This window comes from Streptomyces sp. NBC_01450 (assembly GCF_036227505.1).
GTDB lineage: Bacteria > Actinomycetota > Actinomycetes > Streptomycetales > Streptomycetaceae > Streptomyces.
This window is the reverse complement of the sequence record NZ_CP109480.1, coordinates 6,250,987-6,263,303: the sequence shown is the minus strand read 5'-3', so window position 1 is coordinate 6,263,303 and position 12,317 is coordinate 6,250,987. Positions and strand designations below refer to the sequence as shown.

Genomic DNA, 12,317 nt, shown 5'->3' with positions numbered 1-12,317 from the left:
TTCGGCTGCGAGCGGCGGGGGGCTGGGCGCGCAGTTCCCCGCGCCCCTCAGGAGCGCCGACGCGCATCCTTCGGGCTGATGGCCCGCCGGTCTTAGAACACGGCCCGGATCTCGCCCACCTCAACGCCTCCGCCCGTCAGTGGAGCGTGGCCGATTCTCGAGATCACCGGGGATCGCATGCCCAGGAGGGACAGGGCGCGGGCGAGGACGGGACCGAGCGCTCGGGTGGCGCCGTCGTCGATCTTGAAGGCGAGGGCCCGGCCGTCGGGGAGGGCGACCGCCTGGACGCCCTCCGCACCCATTTTGGAGAGCGCGCCCGGGATCTCCCGCATGAGCCAGGTGTCGGGCCGGCGCGTACCGGCGACGTACTCGGGGTGGGCGCGCATGGCGTCGGCGACACGGCGTTCGGCGGAACCGGGGACGGCGAGGACGAAGGAGCGGAAGGCACGGGCGAGGCCCGTGAGGCTGATCGCCATCAACGGCGCACCGCACCCGTCCGTACCGACCGCCGCCACCGACTCCCCCGCCGCCTCCTCGACCACCGTGTGGATGAGCCGCTGGAGCGGATGGCCGGGGTCCAGGTAGGAGTCCAGGGGCCAGTCCCGTAGCGCGCACACCGCGAGCATCGCCGCGTGCTTGCCCGAGCAGTTCATGGTGACCCGGTCACGGACCGCGCCCCCGGCGAGATACGTCTCCGCCTCCGCCGGGTCCAGCGGCAGATCCGGCGGGCACTGCAACTGTCCGGCGTTCAGCCCGTGCTCGGCCAGCATCTTCTGGACGAGATCGCGGTGGAAGGTCTCCCCGGAGTGGCTGGCGGCGGCGAGAGCCAGCCGTTCGCCGGCCAGCTCCAGCCCCGCCCGCAACACACCCGCCGCCTGCATCGGCTTGTTGGACGAGCGCGGAAAGACCGGCGTGGTCACCTCGCCCAGCGCCAGTTCGACCGACCCGTCCGCGGCCAGCAGCACCAGGCTGCCCCGGTGACGCCCCTCGACGAATCCCGAACGGACGACCTCGGCCAGAACCGGGGGTATGGAGGGGTCTGCGGCGGTGGCAGGGGCAGCGGCGGACATCGGCGGTGGCCTTCCATGACGGGGACCGGCCTGGTGATCGAACCGCGGCGCCGTACGGGAGGTTCCCCGTCGGCGTGGCCCCGGCCGAGCCCCGCGACCGCATGCCCGGGCCGTCCCCGGACGCGGCCGCCGCGACCGCGGAACCGGGCGGAGCCATGGGGCCCGGCCCCGGATGTCCCGGGCCGCCGGCGCCGCCGCAGCGTCGCACGTGCCCCGGGATCGCCGGGGCCACCGCGTCACATGAGCAGGTCGTCTACTTGTGCTTCCCCATCACGGTACCTGCGGGCGATCTCGGCGCTGCAATCGTCGGCGGTGCGCTGCAGGTGCTGGCGCCGCCGGGAGACCTGCCGCTCGTAGCGCACGAGCCGCCCCATCCCCGCGCCGAGCTCGTCGTCCGTACGTGCTTCCAGGTCCGACAGCTCCACCTCGGCGAGCATGTCCGAGGCCAGCCGCCGGTACTCCTCGCCGTACGGTGTGCCCACTGTCACATGGCGGGCCGAGGAGCGGTGCCGGGCCGGCGCGTCCGTCAGGATCTCGGCGAGCCGGTCGACGACCGACGTCGCGCCGACACCCGCTCCCCTCCCCCCGGCCGGACGCAGGCCCGGACTCGTGCCCAGGCCCGAGACCAGCGGCGATCCCGACGTCGCGGAGGGCGCCCGCAGTCCCCCGCGGCGCGCCAGCTCCGCCCGCAGGATGTCGATCCGCCCCTGGAGCAGCCGCCGCACATAGCTGAGGTCGGCCTCGTCGCGCTGTGCGTCGCGCCGCAGTGTCCGCAGTTCGGGCAGCCGCAGCAGGGTCAGATCGGGTGCGGGCGGGTCCGGGTGCAGCGGGCTGTCGGTGCGCTGCACGGGAGGACGATGAACCCCCGTACGACCGCCTCCTGCCCGCGGACTCGTACGGGTCAACGACACAGCCCCGGGCGGCTGCTGCCCGGTACTCGGTGTGCTCATGTGCCTCTACCGTCCCCTCGACCGGCGCGGTCCACCCCACGGTTGCACCGCAACACACGCATCGTGCCACCCCAAGTGGCCGCTATGTGACCGAGTGCCCCCGATACGCCCCAGATGGGGGGGTAAGGAGCAAAAAGAAACCCCCGAAGGACCCCTCGATAGAGGTCCGGGAATCACCTGCGGAGGCCTTGGGCCCCCTGAGGGTGGGATACTCCGCGCACGGCATGATGGTCCCCATGCGTGCGGTGGTGCAGAGGGTGGACGGCGCGAGCGTCGTCGTGAACGGCGAACACGGCCTGGAAACGGTCGGGGCGATCGACGGCGAGGGGCTGTGCGTCCTCGTCGGCGTCACGCACGACGACACCAAGGAGAAGGCGGCCCAGCTCGCCCGCAAACTCTGGTCCATCCGGATGCTGGCGGACGAGAAGTCGTGCTCCGACATCGACGCGCCGCTGCTCGTCATCAGCCAGTTCACCCTGTACGGCGACGCCCGCAAGGGTCGCCGCCCCACCTGGAACGCGGCCGCCCCCGGCGATGTCGCCGAACCCCTCGTCGACGAGGTCGTGGCCCAACTCCGCGCGCTGGGTGCCACGGTGGCGACGGGCCGGTTCGGCGCGCAGATGCGCGTCTCGCTGACGAACGACGGCCCGTTCACCGTGCTTTTGGAGATGTGACCCCCGAGACGCGACCCGTCTGAGCCCTTACGGCTCGACCACGACCTCCTGCGCCGCCGCCGTCGTGTCCGCCAGCAGCCGCGCGTCCAGCGGCACGTTCCGCTTCACCAGGGCGAGCGCGATCGGGCCGAGCTCGTGGTGGCGTACGGAGGTGGTGATGAAGCCGATCTTCCGGCCGTCGGGGCCGTCGTCCGCGAGGCGGAGTTCGGTGCCGTGCGGCGGCAGATGGACCTCGCTGCCGTCCAGGTGCAGAAAGACCAGCCGACGCGGGGGCTTGCCCAGGTTCTGTACGCGGGCCACGGTCTCCTGGCCCCGGTAGCAGCCCTTCTGCAGGTGCACCGCGCTGCCGATCCAGCCCAACTCGTGCGGGATGGTGCGGTGGTCGGTCTCGAAGCCGAGCCGCGGACGGTGGTGCTCGACGCGCAGCGCCTCGTAGGCCAGCAGCCCGGCCGGCGGACCGGCCTTCTCGGCGTACGACTCCAGGTCCGCACGCGGCAGGAAGAGATCACGCCCGTGCGGCGTCTCGCGTACGACCACGCCCTCGGGCACCTCGGCGATCGAACCGGCCGGCAGGTGCACGACCGCGAAGTCGTCCGTGCGGTCGGCGGTCTCGACGCGGTAGAAGAACTTCATGGACTCCAGGTACGCGAGCAGCGCGTCCTGGGTGCCGGGTTCGACGTGGGCCCAGGTCGTGGTGCCGTCGTCGACGAGGTACAGCGCGTGCTCGATGTGGCCGTGCGCGGAGAGGATCAGCGCCTCGGTGGCGCGGCCCGCCGGGAGGTCCGTGACGTGCTGGGTGAGCAGCAGGTGCAGCCAGCTCAGCCGGTCCTCCCCGGTGACGGTGACGACACCGCGGTGCGAGAGGTCCACGAAGCCGGTGCCGTCGGCGAGGGTGCGCTGCTCGCGGAACAGGTCGCCGTAGTGCGCCGCGACCTGTTCGTCCACGCCTTCGGCGGGGACGGCGCCGGGCAGGGACAGGAGAGGGCTCTTCATACGCCTAGCCTACGACTTGGTAGTTGAACTCTTGAGAGAGCAGTCCTTGCACCGGCCGAAGATCGCGAAGTGCTTCATGTCCGTCTCGAAGCCGAAGGTGTCCCGCAGCTTCGCGGTGAACTCCGCGGCGACCGAGACATCCGCCTCGATGACGTTCGTACAGTCCCGGCAGACCAGGTGGATGTGATGGTGCCGGTCGGCCAGGTGGTACGTCGGCGCGCCGTGCCCGAGGTGCGCGTGACTGACCAGACCGAGCTCCTCCAGAAGCTCCAGGGTCCGGTAGACGGTGGAAATGTTGACCCCCGACGCCGTCTTCCTCACCTCGATGAGGATGTCGTCGGGGGTCGCGTGCTCCAGGGTGTCCACAGCTTCGAGGACAAGCTGGCGCTGCGGCGTCAGCCGGTAGCCGCGCTGCCTCAGGTCGCTCTTCCAGTCGGTGCTCACCACACTGGAAGTCTAGGACCATTCGGGGATGTGACGACCTGAGGAGAGCCGCCGAACCGGCCGGACCACTTTTCACCTACGTGCCGGATCACTTTCCGACTACGTGCCGGACCGCTCTTCCGACTACTTGAAGAACGCGATCCCGTCGTCCGGCATGTCGTCCGGGAGGGCCTTGGCCCAGCGCTCGACGTCCTCCGGGGTGACGACCTTCTTCAGGTGCGCGGACATGTAGGGGCGCAGCTCGACCTCGGGGGTCTGCTTCTCGCCGACCCACATGAGGTCGCTCTTCACATAGCCGTAGAGGCGCTTGCCGCCGGTGTAGGGACCCGCGGCCGCCGTCCGTGCCACGGCGTCGGTGACCAGGTCGATCTGCGGCGTCTTGGCCGCCAGGTCGCCGTACCAGATCTCGACGACGCCGTCGTCGCGGGTCATGACGACCTCGACCTTGCGGTCGGAGTCGATACGCCAGAAGCCGGACTCGGACTCCAGCGGCCGGACCTTGTTCCCGTCGGCGTCGAGCACCCAGGTGTGCGAGTGGTACTCCAGGAAGTCACGCCCGTCGTGGGTGAAGGTGACCTCCTGCCCGAAGTTGCACTTCTCGGAGCCGGGGAAGTCGTGAACGCCCGCACCGGCCCAGTCGCCGAGCAGGAAGGCAAGAGGGAGCAGGTCCTTGTGCAGGTCGGACGGGATCTCGATCATGAGCTCGGCAGTTCCTCGATGGGGGTCAGCGCTGGCCCTGGTACAGCTTCTTCACGCTCAGCCCGGCGAAGGCGAGCACGCCGACGCAGACCAGGACCAGCAGGGTTTCGAAGAAGATCTCCACGGGGTGCTCCTCGGATGAGCGGGGTGGGCGGTACAAGAGCCGAGCCCCACTCTAGTCGGGTGGGGCTCGGGACTCGCTGCGAGGTACTCCCCCTGGGTCAGCCGAGCAGTTGACTCTGCAGGACCACCGTCTGCTGGAACGGGACGGCCTTCGCGGTGCCCTTGCGGGACTGCACGATCACGGCGAGGGTGTCCCCGGCCGAGAGGTACGCCTGGCGGACCTCCTCAGCGCCGTACGGCTTGATCTCGTCGTACGCGTGACGGATCACGTCGTCGACCGCGGCGCGGCCCGGGAACCGGTCGTCGGCCATCATCCGCTCGGCGCCGCGCACCGCGTAGTTCGGCATGTTGTAGCTGGTCAGCCCGGGCGAGTTCACCTCGTCCGCGACGGTGACCGAGTCGAACTGCAACAGGTAGATCCGCGTGTGCGTACCGTCCGGCGTCGTCCAGCCGCGCGCCGCGATGTGCCGCAGACCGTTGTCGGTCAGCTGCTGCCCGACCGTCTCCCGGTCGTCCCGCGTGGCGTACTCCGCCAGGAACGTCTTCGTCGCCAGCCAGCCGTCCGCCCCGCGCAGCGCCGGGTCGATGTGCGCGCCCTTCGGGGCGGGCAGTACGAGCCGCCTCAGGTCGGCGTAGTGGGTGCCGGTCCTGTTCGACTCGGCGAGCGGGCGCGGGCTGCCGGAGGGCAGCGGCGGCCTGGTGATCGTCGGGTAGTCCCAGCGCCCGTCCGACGCCGTCGCCAGACCGGGTACGTCGGTGCGGTCCATGCGGGTGATGCCGTACGCGACCGATGTGCCGACCGCCGCGAAGACCACCGTGGCGGCGGTCCAGCGCAGCACGGCCCGCAGCACCCGACGGTCCTTGCGCACCGGGACCGGCGGCACCTCGGGCCCTACGGTCGTGGACGGCACCTCGGGGTCGACGACCGCGGGCACGGCCTCCGGGTCGACACCCGCGGCCTGCGCCTCGGGTACGGCGACCGTGGCCGGCACCTCAGGCACGGCGACCGTGGGCCGCTCCTCGACCGGCGCCGCGGTCCCGTCCTCGACGGGCGTCGCCGCCGCGTCCTCCACGGAGCTCGTCCGCTCGGTCATACCGCCTCCCCCGGCTCGGCGATGCGGTCGAGCTGCTCGCGCAGCAGCATCGCGACACCCTTGGTGTCCAACGGCTTGGCCCCGTAGGCGGTCGCGCTGACCAGCACGTCACCCTGGTAGGCGGAGCAGACCATCATGTCGAGCTTCTCGTCCTTGTCCTTGGTCGGCAGGAAGCACTTCGCGTTCTTGTGACCCTTGATCTCCGGCCCCTTGCGGAAGATCTTGAGGGCGTCGAGGAACTCGTTCTGGAACGTCGACATGCCCTTCACCGCCGCCTTGTCCTCGATCTGGGCCAACTCGACGCTCATGGTGAAGGCGCCGTTGGCGTACAGCGTGGAGTTGAACCCGCTGGAGGTGCTGAGGTAGCTGCGCATCGCGATGCCCTTGGTGTGCTGCTTGTCGATCCGCTTCTCCAGGTCCCGCCGCTGCGAACGCGGCAGGTCGCGCAGCGCCTCCTTGCGCAGAGCGGTGGCCTCGGGCCCGCTGAGCGAGGCGTCGGAGCCGAACTCGCCGATGTCCGGGCCCCGGCTCCAGCCCTCGGTGCCGTACGGCACGAGCATCGCGGCGAGTCCCGAGGGGGCCTTCGCCGTCTTCGTGTCGTCAGGGGCGGGAACCGGGAAGGTCCAGGAGGGCGCGCCGGGGTCCCGGTCGGCGTCCTGGACGGTCACGACGGTGTAGCCGGCACCGCCGACGACGGCCGCGACGAGGAGAACGGAACCGGCGACGGCGGCGATGCGCCCCCGGCGGCGGGGCTTCTTGGCGGGGGCGACGGGTTCGGGCGCGGCGGGTTCAGGCGCGACGGGTTCGGGCGCGGAGAGTTCGGGCGCGGGCTCCTGAACGGAGTCCTCCACGCGCTCCGGCGCAGGCTCCTGAACGGACTGCTCGCTCATCGGTCGCTCGTCGGTCACAGCCGCTCCATCTGCCGCTCGGCCAGGTCCATGATCTTGGCCTTGGGGATCGGCTTGGTGTCGTAGATCCAGATCTCCATCGCGATGTCACCCCGCCAGGCGTGTGCCTGTGCGCTGTACACCGGCTCATAGCCGGGCTCGGTGTCGGGCTTGGTCGTCACGTACGCCATGCCGTCGCCCGTACCGGGAATGGGCCAGCTGCGGGTGCCGTCCACGTTCCAGTTGCCGGCCTGCTCGGAGGCGGAGAGCTTCTCCTCCTGGCGGTACTGCACGAGCCTGATCCCGACGTTGTACGTGCTGCCGACCTGCCAGTCGACGCCGGCCGAGCGCCGGAACTCCGCGCCGACGAGCGACCCGAACGCCTCGTCCGGGTCCTCGAGCTGGTCCGCGTACTCGGCCATGGTCAGCCAGCCGTCGTGGCCCGGCGCGTACTCGGCCTCCTGCGTCCCCTTCGGCCGCTTGATCAGCAGCTTGCGCAGGTCGCCGTCGGTCTTCACGCGGCGGTCCTGCGCGGCAGACAGGGGTTCGGGCCCGGCACCCTTGGCCTGGGCGACCACGGGCTGCGAGAGCGACGGCAGTCTGGTCGGCTCCCGGTCGGCCTGGATCAGATAGCCGGCGCAGGTGCCCCCGACGAGCCCCAGCACGGCGGCCGTGGCGATCAACAGGGCCGTACGACCTCGCCGACGTACGCGAGGCGTTTCCTCGCGTGTCTCCTCGTCTGTCCCCTCGCCCATCTCCCTGTGCATCTCCCCACCCGTCACCTCGGGTCCTGGCACGGGTACTTGCTCGACTTCCACGACATCCCCCCACGGAACGCGACGCACGGATTCCGTATCCGCGCGCACAGGAGACCCATGGGAATCTCATGAGGTTGTAAGGGACATGATCACGATTCGGACTCTCCCCGAACTCCCCCGGACTACCATGCGGCCATGGCGAAGAAGCTCGTGATCAAGGTGACGGCTGGGGCCGATGCCCCCGAACGCTGCTCGCAGGCGTTCACGGTCGCGGCGGTGGCCGTGGCCAGCGGGGTCGAGGTCTCCCTGTGGCTGACCGGCGAGTCCGCGTGGTTCGCGCTGCCGGGCCGGGCCGCCGAGTTCGAGCTGCCGCACGCGGCGCCGTTGCCCGATCTGATCGACTCGGTCCTGGCCGCGGGCCGGCTCACCCTGTGCACCCAGTGCGCGGCACGCCGGGACATCACGGAGAAGGACGTCATCGAGGGCGTACGCATCGCGGGCGCCCAGGTGTTCGTCCAGGAGGCGATGGCGGACGAGACGCAGGCGCTCGTCTACTGAAGGTGCCGCGCGTACCGAAGGCAGTGCGCGCGCCCTCCTACGAGCGGGGCTTCTTGCCGTCGAGCTCGTCCCACCACTCGTCGGACTTCTGATCCCCGGACGGGTCGTCCCACCAGCGGTCCTCGGGCCCCCGCCGGTTGGCGACCATCGCGGCGAACGGCGGAATCACCATCGCCACCACACACATCCCCACGGCCACGGGAACCGACCAGATCCGTACGACTCCCCAGGCCAGGACGAAAAGACCGATGCACGTCCCCATCATGGCGAAGTAGACGTGTCGCCGTCGTGCGTACATACCTCCAGCGTAGGCCCGTACACGCCGAAGGGCCGCACCCCGAGCGTCCAACCCTGGGGTGCGGCCCTTCGGCCACTCAGAGGTGCCGTCAGACGGCGATCGCGACCTCGGCGAGGCCGCCCGTCTGGGCGACGACCGTGCGGTCCGCGGTGCCACCGGGGACCAGGGCGCGTACGGTCCAGGTGCCCTCGGCCGCGTAGAAGCGGAACTGGCCCGTCGCGGAGGTGGGGACCTCCGCCGTGAACTCGCCGGTCGAGTCCAGCAGACGCACGTAACCGGTGACGGGCTCGCCGTCGCGGGTCACCTGACCCTGGATGGTGGTCTCACCGGGCTTGATCGTCGAGGCGTCGGGGCCGCCGGCCTTCGCTCCACACATATTTCGATTCCGTCCTTCAGGCCTTGAGGGTTACTTGTTGGCGCCGAGCTCGATCGGGACGCCGACCAGGCTGCCGTACTCGGTCCAGGAGCCGTCGTAGTTCTTGACGTTCTCCACGCCGAGCAGCTCGTGCAGCACGAACCAGGTGAGCGCGGAACGCTCACCGATGCGGCAGTACGCGATGGTGTCCTTGGCGAGGTCGACCTGCTCCTCGACGTAGAGCTCCTTGAGCTCGTCGTCCGACTTGAAGGTGCCGTCGTCGTTGGCGTTCTTCGACCACGGGATGTTGCGGGCGCTCGGGACGTGGCCCGGACGCTGCGACTGCTCCTGCGGAAGGTGCGCCGGGGCGAGCAGCTTGCCGCTGAACTCGTCGGGCGAGCGGACGTCGACCAGGTTCTGCGAACCGATGGCCGCCACGACATCGTCGCGGAAGGCGCGGATCGCGGTGTTCTGGGCCTTGGCCTTGTAGTCGGTCGTGGCGCGGGTGGGCACCTCGGCGACCAGGTCGCGGGAGTCGAGCTCCCACTTCTTGCGGCCACCGTCGAGGAGCTTGACGTTCTCGTGGCCGTACAGCTTGAAGTACCAGTAGGCGTAGGACGCGAACCAGTTGTTGTTGCCGCCGTAGAGAACCACCAGCGTGTCGTTGGCGATGCCCTTCGCCGACAGGAGCTTCTCGAAGCCCTCCTGGTTGATGAAGTCACGGCGGACCGGGTCCTGGAGGTCCTTGGTCCAGTCGATCCGGATCGCGTTCTTGATGTGGTTCTTCTCGTACGCGGACGTGTCCTCGTCGACCTCGACGATGGCCACGCTCGGGTCGTCCAGGTGGTCCTGGACCCAGTCGGCGTCGACCAGGACGTCGCTGCGGCTCATGCTGTTTCTCCTCCGGGGCAGTTGCGGCGGGGCTGTGCGTTGGACAGAGAGTGCGCGGTCATGCCTGTCGAGGCTGCGCGGCGCGCACGGGGATCCTGGCGAAGAGAGGCCAGGGAGGGCGGACGGACGAATGTCCCGCTCAGAAGGTGCGACAGAGCATGGCGGCGACGCGGCACAGGTCTACTGCCCGCCGCTTCGTGAGATCCGCCTGTCGCTTCATGGGTCCGATCGTAGGGACGGACAGGCGGGCATGTCACCGGTGTGTCGGATGTTGAGATGCGATCGTCCGGCATGCGAGACGGGTTGACCGCCGCGGCCGCCCCTGCGCGGATTCCGGGCGGCGGCGTCCGGCACCGCATGGCATCGCGTCGATCGCGCATCTGCGGTACGGACGGGCTCGTCTCGCCCCTCGGACAGCCCTCCGGCGCCTGCCGCCGACGTCGCCCGGCCGCTGCCCCGGCCGCTGCCCCTTCTACCCGACCAGCTTGACGTTCGAACCCTTCACCGAGATGTCCACGCCGTTCGCGGCCGCCTGGACCGTGTCGAGCTGGATGCCGCCCGGCAGCTTGTCGATCTTCTGCTCGAAGTCGGTGATCGCGCGCACCCGGTTCTCGGCGAGGTCGACGCCCAGCTTGGGGAGGGAGTCGGCGTGCACCTTGACCGTGTTGCCGCCGACGACCGTGACCGAGCTGAGCACGGAGACCGGCTGGGGCACCTTGGTGCCGCCGACGCTGACCTCGATCGCCACCTTGATCTTGCCGTCGCCGCCGTCGGAGAGACCGACGACCCGGGCGGTGACCCCGGGGCCGACCTGCGTGGCCTGGGACTTGGCCGTCTTGAGCAGCTCGGCGTACCCGACGGACGCGGAGCCGGTGGCGCTGTCGGCGGTGGCGGAGGTGTAGTCGCCGTTGAAGGCGACGCCGTGCATCTCGGCGTTCAGGTCGTCGATACGAATGGTGCTGGTGCCGCTCGTGCCGCCCGTCGACGCCTCGTAGTCCTTGATACCGATCTTCACGTCGTCGAGTTCGCCGCCGACGACCTGGGTGAGGAAGGGAAAGCCCTCGATGGACACGTCCGGCGTGCCGGCCAGACCCTCGGTGCTCTTGATCCGGTCCGCCGCCTTGTCCTCCGCGAAACCGACCGCCACCCGGTCCGCGATCACGAACAGGCCGCCCAGGATGACGGTGACGATCAGGATTATTCGCAGTGCTCGCATGCTCGGTGTTCCCCCACCTCGTACGGGCCGGGGCGACCCGCATGGCCGTCCCCCGGCGAACCTAACGCCGAAGGGCCCCACGACGGGGGCCCTTCGAAGTGGTTGTAGATCACCTGTGACGAAGAACAGGCTCTAGCCGAGCGCGCGTCCCAACAGGTACACCGCCGGGGCCGCGGCGGCCAGCGGCAGCGCCACGCCCGCGGTGAAGTGGACGAAACGGGACGGGTAGTCGTAGCTCGCGACCCGGTGGCCGATCAGTGCGCAGACCCCGGCGCCGAGGCCGAGGAAGGCGCCCTTGCCGCCCAGGTCCGTCATCCCGCCGACCGCGATACCGGCGCCCGCGGCGGCCAGCAGCGCCACCACCACGGAGGCCGCGGTGGGCAGCGGCAGGGCACGGGCGAGGACCGCGACGGCGACCGCGGCGGCGCCCACCGTGACGGCGTCCGGCTCGGCCGCGAGGTGCCCGGTGGCGACGATCGCGAGCGCCGCCGAGGTGACGGTCGCCATCAGGCCGTACATCCGGGTGTCCGGGTCGGCGTGGCTGCGCAGTTGCAGGACGAGGGTGAGCAGGACCCACACACCGAGGGTGCCGAGGATCGCGGCGGGCGCGTTCTCCCGGCCGGCCGCGAGCAGCGCCACATCCGCGGTGACCGCGCCGAGGAACGCCAGCGCGATGCCCTGGCGGGCCGGCCACATCCCGTTCAGCCGGAACCAGCCCGCCGCGGTGACGGCCTGCAGAAGGACGAGGGGGACGACGAGGGCGTACTGCCCGATCGCCGCCGTACCGGAGAGCAGCAGCCCGAGCACCGCGGTGAGCGCGGCGGGCTGGATGCCGGGTTCGATGATCGGGGAACGGCCCTCGGCGCGGGCGCGCTGGGCGTCGGTGACGCGGGCGTTGCCGGTGACGGTCGGGGGGCCGTAGCCGGAGTCGGCCTCAGGGGCGACCGCGCCGCCGGTGCCGGGGGCCTGCTGGGCGGGGGGCTGGTACGCGGGCGCCCACTCCCGGGCCGGTGCCGACGCCGGTGCCTCCTGCGGCAGCGGCTGCCCGGCCGTGCCGTACGTCTGCGGCTCCGGGTACGCCTGGTAGCCCTGCGGCGGCAGGTACCTCGGGTCCGTCGCCGGCGTCGAGGGCTGCGCCTGGGTCTCCCAGGTCTGCCCCTCCCACTGCTGGGTGTGCTGCTGCCACTCGGGCGGTTGCTGCTGAGGCGGTTGCTGCGGCGACTGCCGTTGCGGCGGTCGCTGCTGCGGTTGTCCATACGGGTCGTATCCCTCGTACTGACCCTCGTACGGCTGGTTGCTCATCGTCT

At 70.6% G+C, this 12,317-nt stretch carries 16 protein-coding genes; 2 read left to right on the top strand and 14 right to left on the bottom strand.

Going from position 1 to position 12,317, the window contains the following annotated elements; translation table 11 throughout:
- Positions 1 to 92 precede the first annotated feature (92 nt).
- Together OG568_RS27990 and OG568_RS27985 are read right to left on the bottom strand one after the other, a co-directional pair.
- Positions 93 to 1,070 (bottom strand): asparaginase, encoded by a 978-nt coding sequence (locus OG568_RS27990; RefSeq protein WP_266433172.1) that lies wholly within the window; start codon positions 1,068 to 1,070, stop codon positions 93 to 95.
- A 236-nt stretch (positions 1,071 to 1,306) separates the two neighbouring features.
- A complete protein-coding gene (locus OG568_RS27985; protein WP_266625947.1) occupies positions 1,307 to 2,020 on the bottom strand; it encodes an RsiG family protein in 714 nt (237 codons plus the stop codon).
- A gap of 236 nt (positions 2,021 to 2,256) precedes the next feature.
- Between OG568_RS27985 and dtd the strand changes: the two genes are divergently transcribed.
- Positions 2,257 to 2,694: a D-aminoacyl-tRNA deacylase gene (gene dtd / locus OG568_RS27980; protein ID WP_329533537.1), complete on the top strand. Its 438-nt coding sequence runs from the start codon at positions 2,257 to 2,259 to the stop codon at positions 2,692 to 2,694.
- A 27-nt stretch (positions 2,695 to 2,721) separates the two neighbouring features.
- Here the strand turns inward: dtd and ygfZ are convergent, their stop codons facing one another.
- The 6 genes from ygfZ to OG568_RS27950 form a co-directional block, all read right to left on the bottom strand.
- Complete coding sequence (ygfZ, locus tag OG568_RS27975; protein ID WP_266625951.1) at positions 2,722 to 3,687, bottom strand: CAF17-like 4Fe-4S cluster assembly/insertion protein YgfZ; 966 nt, start codon at positions 3,685 to 3,687, stop codon at positions 2,722 to 2,724.
- Between the two features lie 9 nt (positions 3,688 to 3,696).
- Positions 3,697 to 4,134, bottom strand: coding sequence for a Fur family transcriptional regulator (locus OG568_RS27970; RefSeq protein ID WP_099921901.1), 438 nt, complete (start codon positions 4,132 to 4,134; stop codon positions 3,697 to 3,699).
- A gap of 120 nt (positions 4,135 to 4,254) precedes the next feature.
- Positions 4,255 to 4,830: an FABP family protein gene (locus OG568_RS27965; protein WP_266433163.1), complete on the bottom strand. Its 576-nt coding sequence runs from the start codon at positions 4,828 to 4,830 to the stop codon at positions 4,255 to 4,257.
- Between the two features lie 221 nt (positions 4,831 to 5,051).
- A complete protein-coding gene (locus OG568_RS27960; RefSeq protein WP_329533536.1) occupies positions 5,052 to 6,047 on the bottom strand; it encodes a hypothetical protein in 996 nt (331 codons plus the stop codon).
- The gene (locus OG568_RS27955; RefSeq protein WP_329533535.1) at positions 6,044 to 6,955 is read right to left on the bottom strand and encodes a hypothetical protein; all 912 of its coding nucleotides are present in this window, start codon (positions 6,953 to 6,955) and stop codon (positions 6,044 to 6,046) included. The genes OG568_RS27960 and OG568_RS27955 overlap by 4 nt, the downstream gene beginning before the upstream one ends.
- A complete protein-coding gene (locus OG568_RS27950) occupies positions 6,952 to 7,689 on the bottom strand; it encodes a hypothetical protein (protein WP_329533534.1) in 738 nt (245 codons plus the stop codon). The genes OG568_RS27955 and OG568_RS27950 overlap by 4 nt, the downstream gene beginning before the upstream one ends.
- Positions 7,690 to 7,887: 198 nt before the next feature.
- On the opposite strand from OG568_RS27950, the gene OG568_RS27945 reads away from it, so the two are divergent.
- On the top strand, positions 7,888 to 8,250 hold the full coding sequence (locus OG568_RS27945; RefSeq protein ID WP_266433156.1) for a DsrE family protein: 363 nt from the start codon (positions 7,888 to 7,890) through the stop codon (positions 8,248 to 8,250).
- 37 nt (positions 8,251 to 8,287) lie between these two features.
- Here the strand turns inward: OG568_RS27945 and OG568_RS27940 are convergent, their stop codons facing one another.
- The 6 genes from OG568_RS27940 to OG568_RS27920 all read right to left on the bottom strand — a co-directional run bounded on the left by OG568_RS27940 (position 8,288) and on the right by OG568_RS27920 (position 12,312).
- On the bottom strand, positions 8,288 to 8,548 hold the full coding sequence (locus tag OG568_RS27940; protein ID WP_266583517.1) for a DUF3099 domain-containing protein: 261 nt from the start codon (positions 8,546 to 8,548) through the stop codon (positions 8,288 to 8,290).
- Between the two features lie 88 nt (positions 8,549 to 8,636).
- Positions 8,637 to 8,924: a DUF1416 domain-containing protein gene (locus tag OG568_RS27935; RefSeq protein WP_054232391.1), complete on the bottom strand. Its 288-nt coding sequence runs from the start codon at positions 8,922 to 8,924 to the stop codon at positions 8,637 to 8,639.
- Between the two features lie 30 nt (positions 8,925 to 8,954).
- Positions 8,955 to 9,794, bottom strand: a complete 840-nt coding sequence (locus OG568_RS27930) for a sulfurtransferase (protein ID WP_329533533.1) — start codon at positions 9,792 to 9,794, stop codon at positions 8,955 to 8,957.
- Between the two features lie 139 nt (positions 9,795 to 9,933).
- Positions 9,934 to 10,014, bottom strand: a complete 81-nt coding sequence (locus OG568_RS61485; RefSeq protein WP_350310325.1) for a putative leader peptide — start codon at positions 10,012 to 10,014, stop codon at positions 9,934 to 9,936.
- Positions 10,015 to 10,266: 252 nt separating this feature from the next.
- Positions 10,267 to 11,010 carry an LmeA family phospholipid-binding protein gene (locus OG568_RS27925; protein ID WP_329533532.1) on the bottom strand — a complete coding sequence of 248 codons (744 nt, stop codon included), beginning with the start codon at positions 11,008 to 11,010 and terminating at the stop codon, positions 10,267 to 10,269.
- A gap of 132 nt (positions 11,011 to 11,142) precedes the next feature.
- The gene (locus OG568_RS27920; RefSeq protein WP_329533531.1) at positions 11,143 to 12,312 is read right to left on the bottom strand and encodes a hypothetical protein; all 1,170 of its coding nucleotides are present in this window, start codon (positions 12,310 to 12,312) and stop codon (positions 11,143 to 11,145) included.
- Positions 12,313 to 12,317 lie beyond the last annotated feature (5 nt).